Here is a 25,358-nt window from a genome sequence, read left to right on the forward strand (position 1 = left end):
GGATCTGAGAGTGAGGTTGTCGTCGACGCCGCTGTAACCGTCCAGCCAATTTATAACGGTGGCACAACTACTATAAAGTCGCTGGATCTGATGTTTACCAATGGCGATCCGGCGAATGCTATGCTCTCTATGTATAAAGGCGAGATTATTGCCCTTGTAAGTGCCCGGGTGGGCGGTGGAAGTGCCGCTTTCGGGGGGCGGCTTGTAGTGGCCGGCACGGGAACAGATATGCCGTCCTTTGTCTCGCGGGGCTCTCTAACAATGGCGGGGATGCAAAGTTATATTCAGGTAACTCAAGGTTCAGTTACCGTCGATGGATCGGCCAGCGTCCGTCAAGCAAGTTCTATTAAAATTTCTTCGGATAATTCTGCTAATCCAGGATCATTTACAACTGGGAGTGGTCTAAATATCGATAATGGTTCAGTCTCGATAAAAGGTTCTGCCGCATCTTTGGTTGTTGGCGTTGCCCGCAATGGAGGTGAGCTGCGTATCGCGTACGGCAACGTCACCGTGGATGGTGGTCGTGCAACTATCTATGGTAAAGCAAACATCGGTGGCACATCCGGTGCATTCCTTGATGTCAAGTCCGTTGGTGCCCTGGTTGACGTGCAAGGCGATATGTCCGTCGCGAATTATGGCAGCATCTCCATCTCCGGCGGTAAGGTCGCGGTCGCCGGCGGGTTGACGGTTACCAACCCCACCGGCACTCTTGCGGTTTCAGGGGGCGAGATGGCGGTGGCGGGTGATGCCGCGATCCAGAGCCGCACATTCGTGGTTGGCGGTGCCGGCGCCTTCACGGTCACGTCGGGCGGCCTCTCCCTCAAAGGGGGGGGCGGCCTCACCAATCGGGACACTGCTGTCACCACCGTCGCCGGCATGATCACGTTGGGCAACCTCCTGTCGGGTTCCAAGTCGGTGGGCACCCTCACCGTCGGCGGCGGCACCGTCAACGCTGACGGTGGCCTGAATGTTGGCAACGGCGGCGCCCTCTCTGTCGAGGGCGGCGACCTCACCGTCGGCAAGACCGACGATATCAAGGACCTCGTCGTCAACGACGGCGGCGCTGTCGTCATCAACGGTCTTGACAAATCGCTTTCGGTCACCGGCGGCCTGAGCGTCTCCGGCGCCACGGGTGACTTCAGCATCAAGCAGGGCGCGCTGGACGTCGCCGGGGCGGCGGCGAATAACGGCCGAACCATCACGGTTGATAATGGCGGCACGTTCAACATCGGGCAAACGCTCACCGTTGCGGGCGGTTCTGCCGCCATCCTGCTTAATAGCGGCACCGTGACGGTAACGGGCGCGACGACCGTCGGCGCGGAAAACGCAACGGCTGCGGATGCTCAGCTGCGCATCGTTGATGGCACCTTCAACGCCAACAGCAGCTTGTCCGTCAATAATTGGGCATCGGTCAATATCAACAGTACCAACGCCCGTCTGGACGTTGCCGGGGCGCTGACCGTCACCGGTCCGGGCGGTGACTTCAAGGTTCAGCAGGGTGCGGTGAACGTCGGCGGCGGCGCGACGTTTGTCAGCCGGTCTCTCGAAGTCGGCGGCGGTGCGACAAACGCCACGTTCGACGTCGCTGAAAGGCTGACCGTCGCAGGCACGGGCAGCGGCGTTTCCGTCTGGGACAACGGTACCGTGACGGTAACGGGCGCCACGACCATCGGCGGCGCCGACGTGGAAACTCTGTTGAGGGTCGCCAACGCCACCTTCAACGCCAACGGCGGCCTGACAATCGACAACGGGGCAAGTGTCGGTTTCATCGACCCGAACGCGCGCCTTGCCGTCACCGGTCCGCTGGCCGTCAACGGCGCGAGCGGCAGCCTCAACTTTCAGCAGGGCGCGCTGGACGTCACCGGCACGGCGGCGATCGACGGCCGTAATGTCACGGTCGGCGGCACCAGCACCTTCAGCGTCAGCGAAACACTGGCCGTTGCGGGCGCGAACGCCTATCTTTCGCTGCTGGACGGCGGTGCCGCGACCGTGGCGGGCGCGACGACTGTTGGCAACGCCGGCGCAACCGCTGCGGATGCCACCCTGTTTGTCGGCACTGCCGGCAAATTTGCCGCTGAAGGCGGCCTTGCCGTCAACAAACATGCCACTCTCAGGGTTGGCACTGGCCCATCCCTCGCGGGCGCGGGCGCACTCGTTGTCGGCAAGGCCGGCGCTCCGGCAGATCTGACGATTGCTTCTGATGCCGGTTTCCACCTTGTCGCAGCCAATATTGCCGACAAGGCTGTCGCCGTGACTGGCAATCTGGTCATCGGCGGCGCCGCGGCCGATACCACGCCGATCACCCTGACGAGAGGCACGATCGACGTCACCGGCGGCGCCACGATCAGAAACCGCAGCGTCACGCTCGGCGGCCCGACGGCTGTCGACGGCGTCGTTCTGGCGGTGCGCAAGGCGGGTTCCGCGCCGGACGTGACCGATGGCACGCTGTTTATCGCCGGCGCCGGCCGCGTGAGGCTCGCCAACACCGCCAGCGCGCTGCACGTCGCCGAGGTCGCACTTGTCGATCAGGCCAGTACGCTCGTCTTCGGCGCAGCAACTGACAGGACATACCCGATCACCGGCGCCGGCGGCGTCGAGATCGCCGCCCCGGTCACGTTCGAACTCACCGGCGAAAACACCTTCGCCGGCGGCGTCACCCTGACGCAGGGCTTACTCTCCGTCACGAACCTCACGGGCATTGGCGCCCAGGGCAGCCGCTCGCTTCGGTTCAACGGCGGTGGCGTCCATTTCGCGGACAGCTTCACCAGCGACGAGGGCATCGTTTTCACCCGTGCTGGCAACGCGGCGGTTTCCATCGACGCGGCCGGCGCTGGCAAAACCTTCACTGTCACAAATCTGCTCTCCGGTCAGGGCGATGTGATCCTTGATGCGAACGGGGGCACCATCGTTCTCTCCCGCGACAACACCTACGGCGGCGTGGGCAGCAAGACGGTAATCCGGGACGGCACGCTCCAGATTTCGAAGATCGGCAATCTCGGCACCGGAGCCTCGCCGGCCGACAGCAAGCGCACGGTCCTCGTCGGCAATGGGTTGGAAGACACCGCCACGCTGGCGATCGAAGGCACCCAGCTTGTCAACGACGATCTTCTGGCCCTCACCTTTGCCGGAAGCGGCTCCGGCCTTTCCATCCTCGACGCCGCCAACACCTTCACCCTCAAGGACCAGATCGAAGCTATCGACTTCGTGAAAAAGGGCGAAGGCACGCTGGTGCTGACGAACAGCGCCAACCTCAACAAGAGCCTCACGGTTGCGGGCGGCACGGTCGCGGTTACGAAGGCAGGCCAGCTCGGTGACGGCGACGTGACGCTCGCCGGAGGTTTCCTGAAGATCGACTCCGGCGATATCAGCGTGCCCAGCGACGCGGGCGATATCGCCTCGTCCAACGACGCGCTCAATGCTGGCAAGCTCATCCGCTTCGTGGGCGCTGCTGCCGCTGACGCCACGCTCGCGAGCGGCTTCGACATCGCGGCTGCCAAGAGCTTCACGCTGGAGAACGACATCACGCAAAACGGCGGCGCCGGCACCGTGACGCTCGTCAAGAAGGGCGACGGCAGGCTGGTTCTGGCCGGCACCGGCACCGGCGCGCAGGTCGACAACATCCTGCAGGCCGGCACTCTCGCCGTGACGAAGGTCGAGCAGCTCGGCGCCACCGCCACGGTCACCTTCGCCGGCGGTGCGCTCGGCATCGGCAACGGCCTCACGGCCGCCGCTCTTGCTGACGACACGGGCTTCAATCTCGTCTGGGGTGGCGCCAACGCCGCGCTGGATGCCGGCTTCGACATCGCGGCGGAATCGACCTTCACCATCGGCAATACCGCGCTCGGCCAGTACGACACCGTCAACACCGTCACCGGCGCACTGGTCAAGAAGGGCGAAGGCACGCTCGTCCTCGCCAATGCCGGCATCGCTTACGGCGGCGGCACGGTCATCGAGGCCGGCACGCTCAGGTCGGAAGGCGATTTCAACTTCCGGGAGGGCAAATACACCGTCAACGGCGGCAAGCTGGAGGCCGACCGCGCGGATCTCACCGTCACCGCGCTCGCCGGCACCGCCCGGGTCGTCGAAAAGCTGGACGCCGACAACGGCAACAGCTCCTTCGATCCGAAGCAGTACGAACTGGACGCCGGCACCGTCCAGATAGCGTCCGGCGCCGCCGATGACGCCGCCAGCCAGCGCACGGCGAAGCTCACAGTCAAGGAAACCGGCAAAGACGGCTTCTGGGGCAGGATCCTCGGCTTCTTCACCGCAGGCGCCGACAGTGAGGCAAATCCGGAGGCTCTCGCCGGCAATCTCGTCGTCGCCGCGGCGGACAAGGAAGTGCGCCTCGTCGGCAACGCGAGCAAGGTCGGCACCGTCGACGTCACGTCCGGCACGCTGCGTGTCGACGCCGCGGATGTCCAGGTCGCGACGGACGATACGCGGACCTTCCGGGGCTCCCTCACAGCCAACAGCGTCACCGTCAATGGCACGGAGGCTCAGAGAGCCCGCCTTGCCGGTTCCGGTGACATCATCGCCCCGGCTGTCGACATCGGTCAGTTCGGCACCCTGCTCGGCGACAGGGCCGGCACGCTCAGCATCAAGGGCGACGTCACCCTCGCCAAGGGCGCGACCCTCGAACTCGGCGCCTTCCAGTCCCACGTCATCGCCGCTGTGCAACCTTACTTCAACATCGAGGGCAAGCTCACTGGCGCCACAAAGGCTGGCGCGTACACGCAGGTTGTTCTGCTCTCGGGCGAACGCGAGGCGGGCCTCTACCGCGTCGCCACCACCACCGGCGGCGTAATCGGCAACTTCAGCACCGGCATCGACAGCCAGGATATCCAGAAGTCGAACCTTGGCAAAACCCTCGACCTCGTCTCCGTCAAGGATGTCGACGCCGTCCGCGTCTGGAACGGCACCGTCGACGAAACCACCGGAGTCGGCACCTGGACGGCCGGCGGCACTGACTGGCAGGACACCACCGGCCAGAAGCGCGGCGACCTGCATCAATTCACCAATCACGTCGTCGTCGGCGTCATCGGTGCGGATGGCACGGCCGTGGCCGCGGGGGGCGCCATCAACGTGGTGGACATCCCCGGGTCCGAAACCACGGATGCCAGGTCAAACTGGTTGACGAACGGCCTCCAATTCGGTCAGGAAGGCGTGTCAACGGGGACGGAAGAATGGACGCTGACCGGCGCAAACCTCGCGCTTAACGGCGACAAGGACAAGCAGACCACAATCAACATTGCGGCCGGAAGGGCCACGATCGAGAATATCCTGACCGGCGAAGCCAGCCTGCGCAAGACCGGAACGGGGCGTCTGGACCTCACCAGCGCTAATACCTACAAGGGTGGCACCGTCATCGACGAAGGTACGCTCTTCGTCGCAACAGATAGTGTCCTCGGCGCCGCCGCCGGCTCGATCACCTTGAAAAGCAGCGGTTACCTCGGCCTTGCCGAAGGCTTCACAACCAACCGCGCCATCAGGGTGGAAAACGTCGAAAGCCGAACCGAAGACGCCGCCTGGGCCGGCATCTACGCCCTCGGCACCGCCCACCTCAACGGCGAACTGACAGGTAACGGCAAGCTGGAACTGGGTAACGGATACCAGTATATCGGCCAGACAGGCCAGTCGAACTACATCTTCGCCGGCGACAACAAGGTAAACTACGACGGCGAGATCTCGGTCGAACGGGGCGCAAGCCTGAAGGTCAACGGCGAAGGCCGGATCGGCACGCTGGTCGTCGATGGCGTCCTGCACGGCTCCTTCGGCCACACGCTGACGGTCACCAGCCTCACCCTGTCCTCGACCGCAGAAGTAAAGGTCACGCTGCCGGAAGGCGCTGACACCTCCGTGTCGGTGTTCAAAGGTGCCGATGTCACGCTTGGCGGCCAGCTCAGCGCACTCGATTTGCCCGCCGGTTACACGGTCGGTGACGGCGGCGTGGACCTTTACCTGTTCGACTACGCCAATTACGCCGGTGGCGAACTTGTCATCTCCGACGCGGTCAAGGCCAAGTACGCCGACTCGAACTTCACCTTCGGCGTGATCTCGAACGGCCGTCTGGTCCTGAACTCCAAATCCGGGCCGGGAGGCAAAGACGACGGCGGAAACAACGACGGGGGAAACAATAACGGCGGAAACAGCGACGGAGGAAACAATAACGGAGGCGGCAACGGCAGCTACGAGGAGATTGATTACGGCAAGGGCGAGCAGAACCAGAACTGGACGAGTGACAAATTTGTCAGCGGCCAGAACTGGAGCCGCGGCACGGCGGTATTTAACGGCACCGGGTCCGAGGAGAAGCCGGTTAATATCGAAGGCCTCGTCCGTATTGCCGGCCTGACCATCAACGGCCAGAACTTCCTGCTCCGGGACGCGGGTGGCCAGAATGGGCAGCTCTACCTCCAGGCTGAAGTAGGCGAAGCCAGGGTTGCGTTGAACGTCGCCGCGGATGGTCCGGCCACCATCGCCGTCCCCGTCGGCGGCGAGTCCGACTTCCTCAAGAAGGGCGTGGGCCTGCTCACGCTCTCGGCCAACAGCGACTACGCGAAGACGGGGTTCGTCGAAGAGGGCGCGCTCTATGTCACCGGCAAGTTCTCCAACGCCACCTTTGAGGTGACGGGAGGTTTGCTGCGAGTCAACGGCCAGGCGGGGAAGGTGACAGTTGGTCCGGATGGTACCCTTGAGGGCCTGTTTTCCGACACCATAGGCATCCGTGGCGTCAACATCGGAACGCTGATCGTCGACGGCGGCAGGCTGAAGCCTGGTAACTCCCCCGGCACGCTGCGCGTCGGCGCATTGATCCAGAACGGTGGCATGATCGAGTTCGAACGTGGCGACAAGATAGAGGTTCTCGCCGGGGCTGGTGGAACTCCGGATGGTCAGGCAGTGTTTGCCAAGGCGCCGAATGGCACGCAGGTGGGGCTCGCTCTGTTCGACAGCCGCGGCTACACCTTCGGCAACAACTACACCTTCGTGACGGCCGAAAACGGCGTGATGTTCGCGACACATGATGCCGTGCGGGTGTTGGAAGTCGGTAACAGCCGCTTGTTCTCGGGCTTCCGGGCCGAGGCCGCAGGTGGGGAGGGCCGCTTCTACCTCCAGCGTGATCGTGCCTTCAACACAGTGGCTCTCTCCGCCAATCAGTACGCCGTCGCCAACGCGCTCGACCGGGCGGATATCGACGGACGCAGCTCGGTGGATCCGATCTACGACGCGATTGCCTCTGCATCGAACGATCAGGTCAACGACGTGCGTGTCGCCTTCAACCAGCTCTCGGGCGAGGTGCACGCATCCGCCAAGGGCGTGCTGATCGACGAAAGTCGCCATCTGCGCGAGGCTACCCTCAACCGCACCCGTGCGGCGCTGACCGGATCGACGACAGCGGCTCCGGGACAGGTCGTCCAGACGCCGACCGGTTCCAACCTCTCGGTCTGGGGGCAGGCCTATGGTTCGTGGGGTGAGACGAAGAGCACCAGCAACACGGCCAAGCTCGACCGTTCGATCGGCGGCTTCGCCCTCGGCTTCGACGCCGGGATCGCAGATGCGTGGCGTCTGGGTGTCGCGGGTGGCTACGCCCAGTCCGACATCGAATCGAAGTCGAACCTGAGCAAGGCGGACGTCGACAACTACAACCTCGCCGTCTACGGCGGCGGGCAGTTCGGTAACCTTGGCCTGCGCTTCGGCTTCGGCCACACTTGGCACCGTCTGGATACGCGGCGCGAGCTGAACGTCCCGAGCCTTGGACTGCGCGATACGGCCAGCGCAACTTACGACGCCCGCACCCTGCAGCTCTACGGTGAGGTTGGCTACGCGCTGGACTTCAACGGGGCGGCCGTCGAGCCGTTCGTCAACCTCGCCTATGTCCGCCACAGCAGCGACAACTTTGTCGAGCGCAGTGCGCTCGCCGGCTCCAGCTTTGCGCTGCGGTCGCTTGGACATAACGAAGGAACGGGCTTCTCGACACTCGGCGTCCGCCTGTCGAAGGGCTTCGACCTGAGTGGCATCAAGGGTACGGCCTCCGGCACCATCGGCTGGCGGCATGCGTTCGGCGATGTCGATCCTCAGTCGGCATTTATCTCCGCGAACAGCAATAACCTGTTCACGGTCACGGGTGCGCCGATCGCCGAAAACGCGCTCGTCCTGGGTGTCGGTCTGGACGTCGAAATCGCAACCGGCACGACGCTGGGCGTGAGCTACAACGGCCAAGTCGGCAACCATGTCGGCGATCACGGTGTGAGGGGCAATTTCTCGGTCAAGTTCTGATCGGGGTCCCAAGCGGGAGCGAGTCGGGCGCCTTGCGCCGGGCTCGCTGCCATCAGCGGTCGGGAGCGGGGATTGCGGCAGCGCAATCCCCGCTTTCCTATTGATTTATGGTATCAAATTGATCCGAAAACGGCGCTCCGTTACGGGTTTGATGCCGCAGGCGGACAGTTCGGCGATTCCGCGAGAAGACGGACTATCGGGACAGCGGGGTTCCGGCCACGGCACACTGGCGGCAATTGTATTTTCCGCCATTCCTTGTATCGATTGTCGAATGTCGTTTTTGAAAGGACAGATCGCATGGTTCGCTCACCGATTGCCCTGGCTGTCACGTTGGCCCTGTCGTCGGCTATTTCACTGGCCACGGTGTTGACGGCACTTCCCGCTGCCGCGCAGTCGCTGGCGCGGGAAAACCAGCATATGGACGACAGCTTCCTTTATGCGCGGCCGGCACACGGCGGAGGCCGTGTGCCGAACTATGTCGCCGATTCGGCGCGTGGCCAGCCGCTCGACTATCATGACCGGCGCCGGTTCGAACGTCCGTACCTTTCCGGGGAATCGACGGGCCTGAAACTGCCGACCCGCTGATCACTGAAAGACATATATGTCGGTAAAGCCGCCGGCATACGGCCATTTTCAGGGTAGGGCAGCTTTTAATGTCGCTTTCGTCTCGTTATGTGCTACATGTGTCGCGGACATGCGGCCGGATGGTCGCAAGATGCGTCCTTGCGCAGTGAGCAAGATGAAAGAGGCTCCGGTGATGAAGAAGATGGTTGTGATGGCGCTGGCCGGTATCTCCCTGGTGGCGGTCGCCGGCGGCATGCTGGTGCTTTCCGGCATTGGCGGAGTAGGCGCCGCCCTCGCGCAGAAGGCAGCCGCGGGTGACGCGACCCCGAGCGCGCCCCAGCGCATCGAGACGACGGTTTACGACTCATGGACCGTCACCTGTCAGGATGTGGCTGACAAGAAGAACGCTTGCACGGCGGTGCTGCGCGTCGCCGACAACCAGAGCGGCAACATCGTTCTGGTCTGGGCAATCGGCAAGGATACTTCGGACAAGCTGACGGCTGTCATCCAGACGCCGACCGGTGTGCAGATCGGCGCGGGTGTCGCGCTCAAGGTCGGCAAGGCAGCGGAGCGCAAACTGGCCTATGCCGCGTGCTCGCCCCGCCAGTGCGACGCGACCACGTCCGCCGATGCCGGTTTCCTGAAGGACGTGACCGCGAGCGACGAAGCGACAGCGACGATTACCCTTATCGATGGCCGCACGGCGGAGTTCAAGTTCTCGCTCAAGGGGGCGGCGGCAGCTCTTAAGCAGGTCGCGGGGGCTTGATCCGCAGGCGTCAGACCGCCGCTCGATCGTTCCTAAAGCGGTTTGCGTTATAGTTTAAACGGGGCCTGTTGTTCAAATCGCTTTAGATCTTATGTTTTCGCCGCAACGGCGGCGGGCGGGCGGATGCCTTCCGCGGGAGGCATACTGTTTTCTCCCGCGCCGTTCTGCTATACGCTCGGTATGGAGGCAGCGCGGCTGCCGGCGCTGGCCCCGGACTCAGGACATGATCCCGATCACGCATTTCATCGCGCTCGACGAGGCGGAGATCGAGGAAACCTTTATTCAGGCGTCTGGGCCGGGCGGGCAGAACGTCAACAAGGTGGCGACGGCTGTGCAGTTGCGCTTCGATGCGCGCCGCTCTCCGAATTTGCCCGAGGACGTGCGTGCGAGGCTGATGGAACTGGCGGGGCAGCGTCTGACACGCGATGGCGTGATCGTGATTCAGGCGCGCAGCTTCCGCACACAGGAACGCAACCGGGCCGAGGCGCTGCGGCGACTCGTCGATCTCATCCGTCAGGCGGCGAAGCGTCAACCGATCCGCCGCCCGACACAGCCCACGAAGGCGTCAACGCGCCGCCGGCTCGATGACAAGGCGCGCCGCTCCGGCATCAAAGCGCTGCGCAGCGGCAAGCCGATGGCCGATTAAGGTGGGACGGGGCGATGCTCGGGGGGCGCCTGCCGTTCACTCCGGCGGATAGGTGTGCGTGTGTCCGCGAAAATCGGTGACGTGCCAAGTGTCGTCTGCCGTGTTTTTTTCGGCGGCGCACGGGTTGAGTGGCGCCTTGCCGTGACCGCCAGGAATGTCGAGCACGTAGGTCGGCTGGCAAAGGCCCGAATAATGGCCGCGCAACGCGCGCACCAACGCCTGCCCTTCGTCTATGCTGGTGCGGAAATGGCCGGTGCCGGGGGCGAGGTCGCCGTGATGAAGGTAATAGGGCTTGATGCGGTTCTCCACGAAGGCACGCATAAGGGCGCCGAGCGTGCCAGCGTCGTCGTTGACGCCGCGCAGCAGCACGGACTGGCTGAGCATTACGATGCCGGCGTCGACGAGGCGCGCGCAGGCGGCGCGGGCGTCGCAGCCGAGTTCGCGCGGATGGTTGGCGTGCAGAACCAAGTAGACCGCCTTGCCGGCCTCCCTGAGAGCCTCGACCAGCGCGGGCGAGACGCGCTCCGGCGCGACGACCGGCACGCGCGTGTGCCAGCGCAGCACCTTGACGTGGTCGATTTGCGCTAGCCGGTCCGTCACCGCCGCGAGGCGACGCGGCGAAAGGACGAGCGGGTCGCCGCCGGTGATCACGACCTCCCAGATTTCGGGATGCGCGGCGATATAGGCGATGGCGGCTTCGAATGCCTCCTCGCCGAGCGCGGTCGGCTGACCGGGGCCAACCATCTCGCGCCGGAAGCAAAAGCGGCAATAGACAGGACAGACATGCACCAGCTTCAGCAGCACGCGGTCCGGATAGCGGTGCACGATGCCCTCGACCGGCGAATGGGCGTGATCACCGATGGGGTCGTCGCGCTCCTGCGGGGTGTGGTCAAGCTCGCGCGCGTCGGGAATGAACTGGCGGGCGATGGGGTCGTCCGGATCGGTACTATCGATCAGGTCGGCGACAGCCGGGGTGATGGCGATAGCGTAGCGGGCGGCGACCCGTTCGAGAGCGGCTTGCGCGGCGGGCCCTATGAAGCCGGCGTCGGCCAGCTCCTGCGGGCGGCGCAGCGTGGTGCGGGGCTTTTCGATCACGGGGCCGGTCATGCTGTTGCCTGCGGAATGGAAAGGGGCGCCCATAGTACCTCTTCGATGTGTCGGGCGTCCGTGGCGAGCATGACGAGCCGGTCGAGGCCGAGCGCGATGCCGCTCGTCGGCGGCATGGCGGGCAGCAGGGCGAGAAGCGCCTCGTCGAGCGGGTAACGCTCGCCGTATACGCGCTGTTTCTCGTCCATCTCCAGCATGAAGCGGCGGCGCTGCTCCACCGGGTCGGTGAGTTCGCCGAAGCCGTTGGCGAGTTCGACGCCGCAGACGAACAGCTCGAAACGCTCCGAGAGGCGCGGGTCGGCCGGGCTGCGGCGCGCCAGCGCCGCTTCGTGGGCCGGGTAGGCATCAAGCACGGTGGCCCGGCCGTGGCCCAGATGCGGCTCGATGCGCTGGTTGAGCACATGGCTGAAGATATCGGACCAGGTATCGTCCGCGACGATGCGAATTCCAGCTGCGCCTGCGGCCGCCGCGAGGGCGTCGCGGTCGGGCGGGGCGAGGGGGTCGTCGGGGATGGTGGCGAGCAGGTCGATGCCGGCGTAGTGCCGGAACGCATCGGCCACCGTCAGGCGCTGCGGCTCGGCGAAGGGGTCGGCCTCAGCGGACCGGAAGCGCAGCCGCGTTGTGCCCGCTGCCTCCGCCGCTGCGCGCAGGATGGCGGCGCAGTCGGCCATCAGCGTATCGTAGGGCTCGTCGGCCCGATACCATTCAACCAGCGTGAACTCGGGGTGATGCAGGGGGCTGCGCTCGCGGTTGCGGTAGACGCGGGCAAAATTGACGATGTGTGTTTCGCCGGCTGCGACAAGCTTTTTGCAGGCGAATTCGGGCGAGGTGTGCAGGTAGAGTGGCCGGCGGGCGAGACCGCCGTCAAGGAAATGCGTGGCGAAGGCGTGCAGATGTGCTTCGTTGCCGGGCGACGTCTGCAGGGCGGGGGTCTCCACCTCGATGAAGCCGCGTTCCGCGAAGAAGGCGCGCAGCCGGGCGGTGATGCTCTGGCGCGCGAGAAGGCGGGGGCGGCGGCGGCCATGGGCCTCGTGCGTGAAAAATGCGCGGGAATCGGCGATAAAATCGGTTTCGGCCATCAGTTTTTGCACTCAGGCATCTGGCTATTGCTGTCGGGATGAGTAAGGTGGCGCGCGACAGCCGTGGGTATACGCCTTCGGTATCCGTTCCCTGGCCGGACGTTACACGAAACAGAAGACAAGCAGAGGTTTATCACGTGAAGGTTATCGCGAGTTCCGTTCGTAAAGGCAACATCCTTGAGGTCGACGGCCATCTGTGCGTCGTGCTTTCCGCCGAAAGCTTCTTTCCCGGCAAGGGCACGCCGACGACGCAGATCGATATGCGCCGTATCGCCGACGGCGTGAAGGTTTCCCAGCGCTACAAGACCACGGAGCAGGTGGAGCGCGCCTTCGTCGAGGATATCGATTTCTCGTATCTGTACCAGGATGGCGATTCTTACATCTTCATGAACCCCGAGAGCTTCGAGCAGCTCACGGTTTCCGCCGATGTGGTCGGCGATCAGGCCGTGTACCTGCAGGAGGGCATGGTCGTCAAGCTGTCCATCTTCGAGGGCAACGCCGTGGCGATCGAGCTGCCGGCGCGCGTCACCCTTGAAATCGTCGAGACGGAACCCACGGTGAAGGGGCAGACGGCGTCGTCCTCCTACAAGCCGGCGATCCTCTCGAACGGCGTGCGCGTGATGGTGCCGCCGCACATCTCCACCGGCACGCGCATCGTGGTGCAGACCGAGGACGGTTCCTACGTCGAGCGCGCCAAGGACTGACGGTTGCGGCCACGCTTTGCCCGCGGGCCGACTTCGGTCATAGTCCACCTGCGCCGCGCGAAGGTCCGCATTCCGCTGGCCCGCGGATCGGCGCGGGAGATGGGTCATGACCGGAAACGTGTTGTACACCGCCACTGCCACGGCAAAGGGCGGGCGCGAAGGACATATCCGCAGTTCGGACGGCGTGCTTGAGGCCAATCTTGTCGTGCCCAAGGGGCTTGGCGGTCCGGGTGGGGCGGGGACCAACCCTGAACAATTGTTCGCGGCCGGCTACGCGGCCTGCTTCGAGGGCGCTGTGCGCTTTGCCGCGCGGCAGGCGGGCGTCAAGCTGGGGCCCGACACACAGGTCACCGCGCATGTCGGCATCGGCCCGCGTGAGGCCGGCGGTTTCCAGATCGCCGTGAAGCTGGAGCCGCATCTCGACGGTGTGGACCCGACGCAGGCGCAGGACCTCGTCAATACGGCGCATGAGAAGATCTGTCCCTACTCCCACGCCACGCGCGGCAATGTCGAGGTGACGATCGAACTCGTCTGACCGACAGGGCGGAAACCGGGCGGCGGGTATCTGCCGCCCGCTGTTTCGCACGTGCTGAAAATGTTTTCCCACCTTGCTCCGGCCGGGCGGTGTTGTTACCTTCCCGTCCGCACGGGTGGCAAGGTAACGACAGCGCCCGACCGCACTCGGGGCTGGTGTTCATGCGTTTTCTCTTTCGTCTTGCGGGCTTCCTGCTGCTTGCCGCCGGATTCGTGTCGCTGATTGTCGACGGTGCGCGCGCCATCGCCGACGACAGCCTCGTGTTCACCAGTCTCGGGCCTGTCCTCGCCTGGCTGCTGCCGTCGTTTTTTCCGCGCATCCAGCTGCTGGCGGTGGAGAATGTCGGCGCGTATCTGTGGGATCCTGTGCTGGTGACGCTGTTCGAGGCGCCGGCCTTCGCGGCGGCGGCGGGGCTCGGCGTGTTGTTCCTGTGGATCGGCCGCCGCCCGCCGGAGCCAATCGGCTTTTCCACCCGCTACTGAACGAGTCGCGCGCGTCAAGCGTCGGGCGCGGACCGTTGCGCGCGCCTGTATTCCAGCCATATATGCCGCGCGAAACAGAGATACATGCCGGCCGCGACCGCTGCCATGGCGAACCATGTCAGCGCGTAGCTGAGGTGGCTGTTGGGGAAGGTGATCCGCGTCAGCCCGCCGCGCGGATAGCCGTCCGGATTGGCGGCGGCATCGGCATCGATGAAATAGGGTGCGACGGCGCCGAGATCGCGGGCGGCGGCGATCGCCTCCACGTCGCGCGAGTACCAGCGGTCATTGGCGGGGTCGTTGGCGCGCAGGAAGGCGCCGTGCGGCTCCGTCATGCGGATGAGGCCGGTCACCGTCAGTGGGCCTGCGGCCTGTGCCGCCGCCAGGCTTTCGGCAGCGCGTCGTTCTGTCGGCACGAATCCCCGGTTGATCAGCGTGACGGCGCCGCGATCGTCCCGCAACGGCGTCATCACCCAGTAGCCGGCGCCGAAGTCCGTGACGGCATAGACGGTGGTTTCCCTGTCGTACAGGAATTCGCCGGTGAGCTGCACGCGCCTGTACTCGTCCTTCGCGCGGGTGATTGCCGGCCATGTGTCCTGCGCGGGCGCCGGCACGGCTGCGGCATGCACGCGCGCTTCCACGCGGGCGATCAGGTCGGTCTTCCACGCCAGACGCTGCACCTGCCAGACGCCGAGCGCCAGCAGGCCGCAGACGATGGCCAGCGCCGCAAAGCCCCAGAGGAGGAGCGAGCGCAGGGGAGACGGCGGAGCGGCCGGCGACGGCACGAGTCCTTGTCTGTCGTCAGACGGGTAACCGCCCCGGGGCAGGCTCACGGCAGGCTTTGCGCCTGCTCGGGCGTCATCGGCATCATGTGGGTGTTCAGATGGTGCATCACCCACATCGACCCGGCAATGGCGATGACGATGATGATGATGGTGAAGACGAAGGCCATCAACGTCCACCCGCCTTCCGAACGCGCGTTCATGTGCAGGAAGTAGACCATCTGCACGACGATCTGCGCGACGCCGAGCGCCATGACGGCGATGGCGGTGAGGGCAGGGCTGCCGAGCGTGCCGTTGATCACCAGCCAGAAGGGGATGACGGTCAGGATGGCCGACAGGACGAAGCCCGTCACATAGCCGTTGACCGTGCCGTGTGCCTCGCCGGAATCGTGCCTGTGGTTGCCGGCATGGACCGTGCCGGCGTCATGCGGATTGGCGGCCATCACAGCACCCCTATCAGATAGACGAAGGAAAACACCACGACCCAGACGAGATCGAGGAAGTGCCAGAACATCGACAGGCACATGACACGGCGCGCGTTGGCCTCGCCGATGCCACGCTGGCTGATCTGCACCAGCAGGACGCCGAGCCAGATCACGCCGAAGGCGACGTGCAGCGCATGGGTGCCCACGAGCGTGAAGAACGAGGACAGGAAGGCGCTGACCTGCGGCGTCGCGCCGATATGGATCAGGTGATAGAACTCAAAAATCGTCAGCCCCAGGAAGGCGAGGCCGAACACGCCGGTCACCGCGAGCCAGCGCAGCGTGCCTGCCTTGTTGCCCTGCTGCATGGCGATCACGGCGAAGCCATAGGTAATCGACGAGATCAGCAGCGCCGCGGTGGACACCAGCACCTGATTGAGGTCGAAGAGATCGACCGGCGCCGGGCCGCCCGCGTAGCTGCGGCCGAGGACGGCATGCACGGCGAAGAGCGACGCGAAGATCAGGCAGTCGCTCATCAGGTAGACCCAGAAACCGAGCATCGTCCCGGTTTCGTGATGGCCGTGGTCGCCCTCGTCCTCCGTGACGAAGAAGACGGGCGCGCCCTGGATATCGGATGGGCTGATATGTTTGGTCATGATGCCACCTTCCCCGCCAGCAGTCTGGTCCGCGTCTCTTCCGTCGCGGCGACCTCGGAGGCCGGGATGTAGTAGTCCCGGCTATAGTTGAACGTGTGTGCGATGGCGGCGGCGATGAGCGTCGCGAGCGACACGGCGGCGAGCCACCAGATGTGCCAGATCAGGGCAAAGCCGAGCACGAGCGAGAGCCCGGCGAGCACCACGCCCATGCCGGTGTTCTTCGGCATGTGGACGGGGCGGAAGCCGGCAAGCGGGCGGGTATAGCCGCGGCTCTTCATGTCCCACCACGCATCGATGCCATGCACCACGAGGGTGAAGGCGAAGTTGTAGGCGGGCGGCGGCGAGGAGACCGCCCACTCAAGCGTGCGGCCGTTCCACGGATCGCCGGTGGTGTCGGCATAGGCCTTGCGGCGCAGGAAGCCGACCGCGAACTGGGCCACGAAGGCCAGCGTGCCGATGAAGATCAGGCTCACGCCGACGGCCGCGGCGACGAACAGGATATGGAGCGAGGTATCCTCGAACTGGCTGATGCGGCGCGTGACGCCCATCAGGCCGAGGATATAGACGGGCATGAACGCCACCCAGAAGCCGACGAGCCAGCACCAGAACGACACCTTGCCCCAGAACGGATCGGCCCGGAAACCGAAGGCCTTCGGGAACCAGTAGACGATGCCGGCGAACATGCCGAACACGACGCCGCCGATGATGGTGTTGTGGAAGTGAGCCACCAGGAACAGGCTGTTATGCAGCACGAAGTCGGCCGGGGGAACGGCGAGCAGGACGCCCGTCATGCCGCCGACGACGAAGGTGAGCATGAAGCCGACGGTCCACATCATCGGCACCTCGAAGCGGATGCGCCCCTTGTACATCGTGAACAGCCAGTTGAAGATCTTCGCGCCCGTCGGGATCGAGATGATCATCGTCGTGATGCCGAAGAACGTATTGACGCTCGCGCCCGACCCCATGGTGAAGAAGTGGTGCAGCCACACCAGATACGACAGGATCATGATGGCCGCCGTGGCGTAGACCATGGAGGTGTAGCCGAACAGGCGCTTGCCGCAATAGGTGGCGACCACCTCCGAATAGACGCCGAACGCCGGCAGGACGAGGATGTACACCTCCGGATGACCCCAGATCCAGATGAGGTTGACATACATCATCGGGCTGCCGCCCATGTCGTTCGTGAAGAAGTGCGTCCCCACATAGCGGTCCAGCGTGAGCAGGGCGAGCACGGCGGTGAGGATGGGGAAGGTCGCGACGATCAGGATATTCGTGCACAACGTCGTCCAGGTGAACACCGGCATGCGCATGTACTTCATGCCCGGGCAGCGCATCTTGACGATGGTGACGATCAGGTTGATGCCCGATAAGGTTGTGCCGACGCCCGCTATCTGGAGCGACCACAGGTAATAGTCCACGCCGACCCAGGGACTGGCCTCGATGCCGGAGAGCGGCGGATAGGCGAGCCAGCCCGTCTGCGCGAACTCGCCCACGAACAGCGAGGCCATGACGAGCACCGCGCCGGACGTCGTCATCCAGAAGCTGAAATTGTTCAGGAACGGGAAGGCGACGTCGCGCGCGCCGATCTGCAACGGCATGACGTAGTTCATCAGTCCCGTCACCAGCGGCATGGCGACGAAGAAGATCATGATCACGCCGTGCGCGGTGAAGATCTGGTCGTAGTGATGGGCGTTCAGATAGCCCTCGCCGCCGCCGGAGGCCATTGCCTGATGCAGGCGCAGCATGATGGCGTCCGCCAGCCCGCGCAGGAACATCACCAGCGCGAGGATGATGTACATGATGCCGATCTTCTTGTGATCGACGCTCGTGAACCACTCGTTCCAGAGATAGCCCCAGAGACGGTAGCGGGTGATCGCCGCCAGCACCGCGCCGCCGAGAACGGCGACAGCGGCGAACGTCCAGATGATGATCGGCTCGTGCAGCGGAATGGCTTCGAGGGTGAGGCGCCCGAAGACCAGTTGCTGGAGATCGCTGTCGAAATTCATGACGGGTTACTCGCTGAAAATCCGGGTGGCGGCGGGCGCGGCGCTCATGCGGCGGTTCCCCGCCGCGAGGTCGGCGACGACGGCCAGCGCCGTGGCCGGCTCGGAGCCGGGGGTGCACAGGTTGTCGGCCAGCGCCTTCTCCAGCCGTGCCAAGGCGAGCGCGGCGGGGTTGCCCATGCGCCCGAGCCCGCTGATGCGGTTCGCGTCCTTGTGCATGATGTCCATCATGCACTCCTTGCCCTCGGGCACGCACATGTTGACGATGCGGTAGAACAGGTCGCCATCGACGCTTTTGAAGTAGCGCACCGGTTCTGCCTCGCTGGGGCGGGCGATGTCGAGGTAGGCGGCGCGGGTGAGCGCGTTGCCGGAGGCCCGTGCGTTTGCGACCCAGGCGCCGAAATCGTTGTCCGACAAGCCGTGGAACTTGAAACGCATGTGCGAGAAGCCGTGGCCGGTGTAGTTGGCGGAGAAGCCGTCGAAGACGCCCTCCTTGTTGATGACCGCGTGCAGCTTCGTCTGCATGCCGGCCATGGCGTAGATCTGGCCGGCGAGCGCGGGCACGTAGAACGAGTTCATCAGGTTGGAGGAGGTGATGGTGAAGCTGATCGGCCGGTCGACGGGCGCGGCCAGCTCATTGATCGTCGCGATGCCGTATTGCGGATAGATGAACATCCATTTCCAGTCGAGCGAGACGACCTGCACGCGCAGCGGCTCCATGTCCTCCGGCACCGGGCGGTTGGCGTCGAGGCGCTCCAGCGGGCGGTAGGGATCGAGCCGGTGGGTAGCGATCCACGTCACCGTGCCGAGCACGAGGATGATGGCGATCGGCGCGCCCCAGATGGCGAATTCCAGTTTCGTCGAGTGATGGAAGTCCGGATCGTAGGTGGCGCTCCTGTTCGACTGCCGGTACTTCCACGCGAACAGCAGGGTCAACGCCATGACGGGCAGGATGATGAGCAGCATCAGGCCCGTGGAGACCAGAATGAGGTCCTTTTGCTGCGTCGCAATGTCGCCGGCCGGAGCCATGACGACCCACTGGCAACCGGATAAAAGGGGCGATATCGCAAGAAGCGATACGAGGGGAAGCGCTTTGACCCGGGGCATCCGTCTCATCCATGTTGGTGCAGGCACGGCAGACGGCGAGGACTCGCCGCCACCATGCAAATGATCGCACTGCATACAGACGCGGAAATGCCCTATCAAGGGCTCGGGGCAGGGGTGCGACAACATGCACACCCCCGTTACAAAGTTGAAATTTCTGTTGCCGATGCCGAATGCTGGGGTTGTGCACCCGAAAAGGGTGTGCGACGGCTGGCTTCATATGATTATAAAAATTCAAATCCAGCGAATAGTTACAAATGAAAGTATTCGCCGATGACAATGGGTGATGCCATCTGCAACCGACGGCAAGCCAGGCGTACCACCGGTTGCGGCATTGTGCGCCGCATCATTGTGCGCCGCATCAGCGAACGGTGAGTTTTCCGTCCATGCCCGTTTCGGGGGCCTCGCCGCCGAGGGCGCGGGCGATGATGGTGACGTTGTGGTCGATCATGCCGACATAGGTGCCCTCGTAGGTGCCGGCCTCGCCGGCGGCGTCCGAGAAAAGTTCCCCGCCGATCACAACCTTGTGGCCTTTCGCCGCCGCGCCTTCGACCAGTGCCTTGACGTTGCGGTCTGAGACGGACGATTCGATGAAGATCGCGCCGATCCCGCGGTCGACGATGAGCTGCACGAGATCCTCGACCTGCTTCAGGCCCGCCTCGCTTTCGGTGGAAATGCCCTGGATTCCGCGCACCTCATAACCGTAGGCGCGGCCGAAATAGTTGAAGGCGTCGTGGGCAGTTACCAGAATGCGCGACTGCGCCGGCACGGAGGCGAGCACCTTGGCGGCATAGTCCGCGACCCTGTCGATTTCCGCGAGGTAGGCCTGCGCGCCAGCCTCGAAATCCGCCCGGGCCTCGGGGCGCAGCCTGATCAATTCGTCGCGCGCCGCTGTGACAACGCCCTTCCACAGGTGCGGATCGAACCACACGTGCGGATCGGGCAGGGCGGCGTTCTGGTCGTTCTTCAGCAGCCTGTCCCGCGGGAGCTGTTCGCCCAGGGCGATGACGGTCTTGCGCTGCCCGAGCCGCTCCAGGAACTCCTGAAGCTGGGCTTCGAGATGCAGCCCCTGCCAGAAAACGACGTCCGCCCGTGTGGCCGCCGCGATGTCCGAGCTGGTCTGGCGATAGAGATGCGGATCGACGCCCGGTCCGAGCAGCGCATGGACGTCGACATGCTCCCCACCCACGGAGCGGACCGCATCGGCGATCATGCCCGTCGTGGCGACGACGTTCAGTTTTTTCTCCGCCGCCATCGCCGGCGCCGCCGCAAGCCCGCCCGCCAGCGCGATTCCGACCAAACCGGCCAGCAGCGACCGTCTTGTCCTCTCAAGCATCTTGCCCGTCCTTTTATTGCAAATGAATGTCATTTGCATCTTTAGCCGTTTCGCCGCGCGATTGCAAGGGCCTGCAGGGTGATCGGGTGTGCCGCGGACTTCTGTTCCGCGCGGGTGCCTTTCTTGACGCGGCAACCCGGCCTCCCCATATTCCGGGGGCGCAGCGGAAGGGGCCTCGCAGATCCGGCGGTTTTCGTGTGGGAGATGTCATGACGCCCTTGTCCATTCTCGATCTCGTTCGCGTCACGCAGACGACGGACGCGCGCGGCGCGCTGATCAACGCGCGCGATGTCGCCGTCCATGCCGAGCGTTGGGGCTACAACCGCATCTGGGTTGCCGAGCACCACAACATGGCTGGCGTCGCCAGCGCCGCGACGGCGGTCGTGATCGGCTACATCGCCGACGGCACGCAGCGCATCCGCGTCGGCGCGGGGGGCATCATGCTGCCCAACCACGCGCCTTATGTCATCGCCGAGCAGTTCGGCACGCTGGAGCGGCTGTTTCCGGGGCGCATCGATCTGGGGCTCGGGCGGGCGCCGGGCACGGACCAGCTCACGCTGCGCGCCCTGCGCCGCCCCGCCGAGGCGGCCGACCACTTTCCGCAGGATGTGCTCGAATTGCAGGCCTTCCTCGCGCCGCCGGGGCCGGACCAGCGCATCGTCGCTGTGCCGGCGGCGGGCACCGATGTGCCGCTCTGGATTCTCGGATCAAGCGTCTTCGGCGCGGCGCTGGCGGCGGAACTCGGCCTGCCCTATGCGTTCGCGTCGCATTTCGCGCCGGACTACCTTCTGCCTGCGCTTGAGCTTTACCGCAATCGCTTCAAGCCCTCGGAGCAGCTTGGGAAGCCCTATGCGATGGTGGGCGTCAACATCGTCGCCGCCGACAGCGATGCGGAAGCCCGCCGCCTCGCCACGACGCAGCAGATGTCGTTCACCGACCTCGTCAGCGGCCGGCGGGGACTGAGCCGCCCGCCGATCGACGACATCGAGACGTACTGGGCCGGCGCCCAGAAAGAGCACGCGCGGCGCATGCTCGCGCGTTCGATCGTCGGCGGGCCGGAGACGGTGCGGGCGGGAATCAGCGCGCTGCTGGCGGAGACGGGCGCCGACGAGCTGATCATCGTTTCCGATGTTTATGAGCATGCAGCGCGCCTGCGGTCGTTCGAGCTGATCGCCGCCGCGTGGTGGGGCGGCGTCTGAACGCCGCATCCGAAACGCGCGCCAGCCGGATTTCCGGTGCAAAAGCCCGATAGGGAGTTGAGGACGGATTGCTTTGCCGTTATCAACCCCGCATCGTCCGGCAAAATAGAGTTGTTGCATCAGGCGGAAGCGAACGGCGCTTCGCCGCCGCTGCATATAGCGCCGGCTTCTGCGGAAACTGCGCCATTATCGTTTACAGGAGAAGCTGCCTGATGAGACATACGTCCCGGTCCTTTACGGTGGAGGTCAAGCGGTCGCGCATGCGCGCCGACGCCTCCCCGGCCGGTCCTTCTGCGTGGAGCCGGGAGCCGCCGATGGCCCCCGCTTCCAGTTCCCTTTCCTGGGAGGAACTGCTGCAGCGGCTGCCCGCCGCGCCTGCCGGGCAGGATAGCCCCGCCGCTTCCCCGCCCGCACCGGAACGGCAGGAGACGGAGCGGACCGGCAGGCGGGTCCTTCCGTCGCTGCTGCCCGCCGAAGGGCTGTTTCCGGATAACGATCAATCCGTTGAGGAGACAGCCGGAATGTCTACTGACGAGAAAGAGCCCGAACCGCGCCGGCCGCGCAGGACGCGGACCGCGGCGGCGAACGGAGAGGCGCGGAATGCCGCTGCCGCCCCGTCGCAGGCCGACGATATGCCGATGGCGGTCAACTTGCCCGACCATGGAGCTGTCGACCTTGAAGCCGGCAGCCATGAGTCAGGCAGCCATGAGACGGACATCCATCAGGCTGTCACTTCGGAGGCGGAGGCACAGGAGTCCTCTGTCCATGAGTCCTCTGTCCATGAGCCCCCGGCCCATGAGTCTCCGGCCCATGAAGCGGCCGAGGATGAGGCTTTGTTCCATACCGCGCATGCGCCGGCCATCCGGGCGCTGGTAGAGGCGCATCTGCGCGATCATCCTGCGGGTGAAAGCGAGCCGGAGCACGCCGAGGAACAGCATCGTCCGGTTGCGAAGCGCCGCCGGCAGGATTTCTGGAAACGCCGCCTGCGCCTGCGCATGGGCCACGACTGAGCCGGGCACCAAGCGTCGGCGTCAAGCGCCGGGTGCTGGTGGGCACCACCACGCGATCTCCTTTTGGAGGACATGATTTCTCCGGAAAAGGTGGCACGCTTGCGTTGCCGCCACGACGGCCAGCCATGATGGCTCGCCATGACGGCCTGCCCCCGTCAGCATCGTCGCGCGCATCGATATCGGCGGCCTGTCATCAAGCCGTTATCCGCCCGTTCTAAACCCTCATTCATGAATGCACAGGTGTGCAAGGAACGGGTGTGAAGGATGGATGCAAGCGAGCGGCCCTTTCTCGATCTGACGGGCGTCACCGTCTCCTACGGTTCGACGCGGGTGCTCGAAGGCATCGATCTCGGCATCGGGAAGGGCGAATTCGTGGCGCTGCTTGGTGCCTCGGGCTGCGGCAAGACGACCCTGCTGCGCACAATCGCCGGTTTCATCGTGCCTGATGCGGGCACGGTGAGCGTTGGCGGCCACGACGTCACGCGCCTGCCGCCGGACCGGCGCGGCATGGCGCTGATGTTCCAGTCCTACGCGCTGTGGCCGCACATGACGGTCGCGCAGAATATCGGCTACGGCCTGAAGCTGCGCCGCCAGTCACGCGCCGATATCGCGAGGCGCGTCGGGGAGATCGCGGCGATGCTCGGCCTTCAGGGCCTTGAGGCACGCAAGCCCGCGTCCCTCTCGGGCGGCCAGCGTCAACGGGTCGCACTGGGGCGCTCGCTCGCCGTCGATCCGGAAATCCTGCTGCTCGACGAGCCGCTATCGAACCTCGACGCGCGCATCCGCCTGAGCCTGCGCCACGAAATCCGCACGCTGCAGCAGCGCATGGGCATCACCGCCGTTCACGTCACCCACGACCGCGAGGAGGCGATGGTGATGGCGGACAGCATCGTCATCCTCGACAAGGGGCGCATCGCCCAGCGGGGCACGCCGGAGGAGGTGTACAACCGCCCGGCGAGCGCCTTCGTCGCCGCCTTCATGGGGGCGGAAAACGTACTCACGCTCTCGGGCAGTGCCTCCGGCGAGGGATTTGCCATCGCGCCCGGCCCGTTCAACGCCGGCTGCCTCGTGCCTGACCTGCTGCCGACGGGCGGCGTCGAGGTGCGTTTCCGCGCGGAGGCGGGGACGCTTGGGCCTGCCGATGCGCCGCCGCCGGAGGACGGGCGCACGCTGCGTCTGGCCGGGCATGTGGTCAGCACGAGCTATCCCGGCGGCATCTGGCGCCACGCGGTGCGGCTGGGTGAGGGGGCGGCCGATGGCGCGACGGTGCTCGTCGATGCGCCGCATCCGGTCGCGCAGGGGCAGGCGGTGTCGGTGCTGCTGCCGCCCGATACGTTCTTCGTCTTTCCGGCGGCGGGCGATGCGCCTCCGCCGGCTTCCGATTCCCGATCCGGCGACAGGCGTCGGCGTCTGGAAGTGCAGCAAGCCTGAGTTCCTCTCCGTTCATTGTTTGCCCTTTTGGAGACACACCATGAAGACCCTTTTCAAGGCCGCCTTCGCCTTCGGCCTCACCATCTCGCCGGTGACGGCGGCGGAGCTGACGGTGCTCACCGCCGGCGACCAGAACATGGTTGACTATGTCAACGAATATCTCGGCCCGCTGTTCGAGAAGCAGAACCCCGGCACCACGGTGCGCGCGGTCGGCACCGGCCCCGGCGATGCGGGCTCGCAGAAGATCGTCGAGCGTTTCGACGCGCAGGCCAAGGCCAATGTCGCGAAGTGGGACGCCGACGTCGCCGTCGTGCATGAGAAGTTCGCCGGCCCGCTGGTCAAGAACGGCTATCTCGAAAACTACCGCGACCGCATCTCCACCGGCAAGCTCGTCACCCGCGCCAATGCCGACAACGCCCTCGGCACCGACGTGAAGGGTTACGTCATGCCGATGTTCAATAGCCAGACGGCGCTCGCCTACAATCCCGCGCTGCTCGCCAACCCGCCGAAGAGCTACGAGGAGCTGGCGAAGTGGGCCAAGGAGCACCCGCGCCAGTTCGGCTATAACGGCATCAAGGGCGGCGCCTCGGGCGTGAGCTTCGTCATGGGCTGGATCTACGCCTTCGGCGACACCGACGCCGACAAGCTGCAGAACGGCCCCTTCGACGAGGCCGACACGAAGAAGTGGGACAAGGCGCTGGCTAGCCTGAAGGAATTCAACGCCAACGCGCAGCTCACCCCCGGCAACGCCGGCACGCTCGACCTGCTGAGCCGCGGTGAGATCGCCATCGGCCCGGTCTGGGTCGACATGTTCTACTCCTGGCAGGCGAACGGCCAGCTCCCGCCGGACTTCAAGCTCGTGCTGCCGGCCCCCGGCATGCCTGGCCAGCCGATGCACTACGTGATCCCCTCCAAGGCGCCGAACAAGGAACTCGCCGAGAAGTTCGTCGAACTCGCCACGAGCCCCAAGGTGCAGGCCGAGGGCATTGTCGAGCGCTTCAACTGGTATCCGGGCATCGACGCGCAGCACGTGCAGGCCGAACTCGACCCCAAGGTCTGGGCAAAGCTCTTCACGAACGTCACGCCGGAAGATCTCGCCCGCTATGGCAAGCGCTTCCCCATCGCGCCCTATAACAACGCGATCCTCGAAGCCTACGAGCGCACGGTGACCAAGTAATCATCGTCGCGCGATCGCAGTGCACAGCAACGTGTAGCCGTGCACTGTAACGTATATAAGGTGTGGAGGCCGCGCAGGCGCGGCCTC

General features: G+C 65.0%; 19 protein-coding genes. 11 read left to right on the top strand and 8 right to left on the bottom strand.

Annotated elements, in window-relative coordinates; genetic code table 11:
* Nucleotides 1–228: 228 nt before the first annotated feature.
* From FHS82_RS04290 to arfB, 4 genes are all read left to right on the top strand, one after another.
* Nucleotides 229–8,271, top strand: a complete 8,043-nt coding sequence (locus FHS82_RS04290) for an autotransporter domain-containing protein (RefSeq protein ID WP_166949179.1) — start codon at nucleotides 229–231, stop codon at nucleotides 8,269–8,271.
* A 72-nt stretch (nucleotides 8,272–8,343) separates the two neighbouring features.
* Nucleotides 8,344–8,856: a hypothetical protein gene (locus FHS82_RS04295; RefSeq protein ID WP_166949181.1), complete on the top strand. Its 513-nt coding sequence runs from the start codon at nucleotides 8,344–8,346 to the stop codon at nucleotides 8,854–8,856.
* A 172-nt stretch (nucleotides 8,857–9,028) separates the two neighbouring features.
* Entirely contained in the window at nucleotides 9,029–9,601 is a 573-nt protein-coding gene (locus FHS82_RS04300) for an invasion associated locus B family protein (RefSeq protein ID WP_166949183.1), read from the top strand.
* Between the two features lie 223 nt (nucleotides 9,602–9,824).
* Nucleotides 9,825–10,247: an alternative ribosome rescue aminoacyl-tRNA hydrolase ArfB gene (gene arfB / locus FHS82_RS04305; RefSeq protein ID WP_166949185.1), complete on the top strand. Its 423-nt coding sequence runs from the start codon at nucleotides 9,825–9,827 to the stop codon at nucleotides 10,245–10,247.
* 36 nt (nucleotides 10,248–10,283) lie between these two features.
* Here the strand turns inward: arfB and FHS82_RS04310 are convergent, their stop codons facing one another.
* Both FHS82_RS04310 and epmA read right to left on the bottom strand, forming a co-directional pair.
* Nucleotides 10,284–11,354, bottom strand: coding sequence for a lysine-2,3-aminomutase-like protein (locus FHS82_RS04310; RefSeq protein ID WP_166949187.1), 1,071 nt, complete (start codon nucleotides 11,352–11,354; stop codon nucleotides 10,284–10,286).
* On the bottom strand, nucleotides 11,351–12,433 hold the full coding sequence (gene epmA, locus FHS82_RS04315; protein ID WP_166949189.1) for an EF-P lysine aminoacylase EpmA: 1,083 nt from the start codon (nucleotides 12,431–12,433) through the stop codon (nucleotides 11,351–11,353). Before epmA ends, FHS82_RS04310 begins: the two co-directional genes overlap by 4 nt.
* A 137-nt stretch (nucleotides 12,434–12,570) precedes the next feature.
* Between epmA and efp the strand changes: the two genes are divergently transcribed.
* The 3 genes from efp (at nucleotide 12,571) to FHS82_RS04330 (ending at nucleotide 14,154) form a co-directional block, all read left to right on the top strand.
* On the top strand, nucleotides 12,571–13,137 hold the full coding sequence (gene efp / locus FHS82_RS04320; RefSeq protein ID WP_166949191.1) for an elongation factor P: 567 nt from the start codon (nucleotides 12,571–12,573) through the stop codon (nucleotides 13,135–13,137).
* 106 nt (nucleotides 13,138–13,243) lie between these two features.
* Nucleotides 13,244–13,672 carry an organic hydroperoxide resistance protein gene (locus tag FHS82_RS04325; protein ID WP_166949193.1) on the top strand — a complete coding sequence of 143 codons (429 nt, stop codon included), beginning with the start codon at nucleotides 13,244–13,246 and terminating at the stop codon, nucleotides 13,670–13,672.
* 161 nt (nucleotides 13,673–13,833) lie between these two features.
* Entirely contained in the window at nucleotides 13,834–14,154 is a 321-nt protein-coding gene (locus tag FHS82_RS04330) for a hypothetical protein (protein ID WP_166949195.1), read from the top strand.
* 14 nt (nucleotides 14,155–14,168) lie between these two features.
* Here FHS82_RS04330 and FHS82_RS04335 read toward each other — a convergent pair whose 3' ends face one another.
* From FHS82_RS04335 to FHS82_RS04360, 6 genes are all read right to left on the bottom strand, one after another.
* Complete coding sequence (locus FHS82_RS04335) at nucleotides 14,169–14,936, bottom strand: SURF1 family protein (protein WP_166950197.1); 768 nt, start codon at nucleotides 14,934–14,936, stop codon at nucleotides 14,169–14,171.
* 44 nt (nucleotides 14,937–14,980) lie between these two features.
* Nucleotides 14,981–15,376 (bottom strand): cytochrome o ubiquinol oxidase subunit IV, encoded by a 396-nt coding sequence (cyoD, locus tag FHS82_RS04340; protein ID WP_166949197.1) that lies wholly within the window; start codon nucleotides 15,374–15,376, stop codon nucleotides 14,981–14,983.
* Complete coding sequence (gene cyoC / locus FHS82_RS04345; RefSeq protein WP_166949199.1) at nucleotides 15,376–16,011, bottom strand: cytochrome o ubiquinol oxidase subunit III; 636 nt, start codon at nucleotides 16,009–16,011, stop codon at nucleotides 15,376–15,378. The genes cyoD and cyoC overlap by 1 nt, the downstream gene beginning before the upstream one ends.
* A complete protein-coding gene (gene cyoB, locus FHS82_RS04350) occupies nucleotides 16,008–18,017 on the bottom strand; it encodes a cytochrome o ubiquinol oxidase subunit I (RefSeq protein WP_166949201.1) in 2,010 nt (669 codons plus the stop codon). The genes cyoC and cyoB overlap by 4 nt, the downstream gene beginning before the upstream one ends.
* A 6-nt stretch (nucleotides 18,018–18,023) precedes the next feature.
* Nucleotides 18,024–19,121 (bottom strand): ubiquinol oxidase subunit II, encoded by a 1,098-nt coding sequence (gene cyoA / locus FHS82_RS04355; RefSeq protein ID WP_166949203.1) that lies wholly within the window; start codon nucleotides 19,119–19,121, stop codon nucleotides 18,024–18,026.
* A 358-nt stretch (nucleotides 19,122–19,479) separates the two neighbouring features.
* Nucleotides 19,480–20,454: a metal ABC transporter solute-binding protein, Zn/Mn family gene (locus FHS82_RS04360; RefSeq protein WP_166949205.1), complete on the bottom strand. Its 975-nt coding sequence runs from the start codon at nucleotides 20,452–20,454 to the stop codon at nucleotides 19,480–19,482.
* Between the two features lie 209 nt (nucleotides 20,455–20,663).
* Between FHS82_RS04360 and FHS82_RS04365 the strand changes: the two genes are divergently transcribed.
* The 4 genes from FHS82_RS04365 to FHS82_RS04380 all read left to right on the top strand — a co-directional run bounded on the left by FHS82_RS04365 (nucleotide 20,664) and on the right by FHS82_RS04380 (nucleotide 25,271).
* The gene (locus tag FHS82_RS04365) at nucleotides 20,664–21,653 is read left to right on the top strand and encodes an LLM class flavin-dependent oxidoreductase (RefSeq protein WP_166949207.1); all 990 of its coding nucleotides are present in this window, start codon (nucleotides 20,664–20,666) and stop codon (nucleotides 21,651–21,653) included.
* Between the two features lie 212 nt (nucleotides 21,654–21,865).
* Nucleotides 21,866–22,663 (top strand): hypothetical protein, encoded by a 798-nt coding sequence (locus tag FHS82_RS04370; protein ID WP_166949209.1) that lies wholly within the window; start codon nucleotides 21,866–21,868, stop codon nucleotides 22,661–22,663.
* 264 nt (nucleotides 22,664–22,927) lie between these two features.
* Nucleotides 22,928–24,094: an ABC transporter ATP-binding protein gene (locus FHS82_RS04375; protein WP_166949212.1), complete on the top strand. Its 1,167-nt coding sequence runs from the start codon at nucleotides 22,928–22,930 to the stop codon at nucleotides 24,092–24,094.
* 40 nt (nucleotides 24,095–24,134) lie between these two features.
* Nucleotides 24,135–25,271 carry an ABC transporter substrate-binding protein gene (locus FHS82_RS04380; RefSeq protein ID WP_166949215.1) on the top strand — a complete coding sequence of 379 codons (1,137 nt, stop codon included), beginning with the start codon at nucleotides 24,135–24,137 and terminating at the stop codon, nucleotides 25,269–25,271.
* Nucleotides 25,272–25,358: the final 87 nt, after the last annotated feature.

It is taken from the genome of Pseudochelatococcus lubricantis (genome assembly GCF_011762225.1).
Classification (GTDB): Bacteria; Pseudomonadota; Alphaproteobacteria; order Rhizobiales; family Beijerinckiaceae; genus Pseudochelatococcus; species Pseudochelatococcus lubricantis.

Bases quoted from the DNA above. Each gene is read 5' to 3' on its own strand.
- FHS82_RS04330 (WP_166949195.1), top strand. From the start codon at position 13,834: ATGCGTTTTCTCTTTCGTCTTGCGGGCTTCCTGCTGCTTGCCGCCGGA.
- FHS82_RS04290 (WP_166949179.1), top strand. From the start codon at position 229: ATGCCGTCCTTTGTCTCGCGGGGCTCTCTAACAATGGCGGGGATGCAA.
- FHS82_RS04360 (WP_166949205.1), bottom strand. From the start codon at position 20,454: ATGCTTGAGAGGACAAGACGGTCGCTGCTGGCCGGTTTGGTCGGAATC.
- FHS82_RS04310 (WP_166949187.1), bottom strand. From the start codon at position 11,354: ATGACCGGCCCCGTGATCGAAAAGCCCCGCACCACGCTGCGCCGCCCG.
- arfB (WP_166949185.1), top strand. From the start codon at position 9,825: ATGATCCCGATCACGCATTTCATCGCGCTCGACGAGGCGGAGATCGAG.
- cyoA (WP_166949203.1), bottom strand. From the start codon at position 19,121: ATGCCCCGGGTCAAAGCGCTTCCCCTCGTATCGCTTCTTGCGATATCG.
- epmA (WP_166949189.1), bottom strand. From the start codon at position 12,433: ATGGCCGAAACCGATTTTATCGCCGATTCCCGCGCATTTTTCACGCAC.
- cyoD (WP_166949197.1), bottom strand. From the start codon at position 15,376: ATGGCCGCCAATCCGCATGACGCCGGCACGGTCCATGCCGGCAACCAC.
- FHS82_RS04325 (WP_166949193.1), top strand. From the start codon at position 13,244: ATGACCGGAAACGTGTTGTACACCGCCACTGCCACGGCAAAGGGCGGG.
- cyoC (WP_166949199.1), bottom strand. From the start codon at position 16,011: ATGACCAAACATATCAGCCCATCCGATATCCAGGGCGCGCCCGTCTTC.
- cyoB (WP_166949201.1), bottom strand. From the start codon at position 18,017: ATGAATTTCGACAGCGATCTCCAGCAACTGGTCTTCGGGCGCCTCACC.
- FHS82_RS04370 (WP_166949209.1), top strand. From the start codon at position 21,866: ATGAGACATACGTCCCGGTCCTTTACGGTGGAGGTCAAGCGGTCGCGC.
- FHS82_RS04380 (WP_166949215.1), top strand. From the start codon at position 24,135: ATGAAGACCCTTTTCAAGGCCGCCTTCGCCTTCGGCCTCACCATCTCG.
- FHS82_RS04300 (WP_166949183.1), top strand. From the start codon at position 9,029: ATGAAGAAGATGGTTGTGATGGCGCTGGCCGGTATCTCCCTGGTGGCG.
- FHS82_RS04365 (WP_166949207.1), top strand. From the start codon at position 20,664: ATGACGCCCTTGTCCATTCTCGATCTCGTTCGCGTCACGCAGACGACG.
- FHS82_RS04375 (WP_166949212.1), top strand. From the start codon at position 22,928: ATGGATGCAAGCGAGCGGCCCTTTCTCGATCTGACGGGCGTCACCGTC.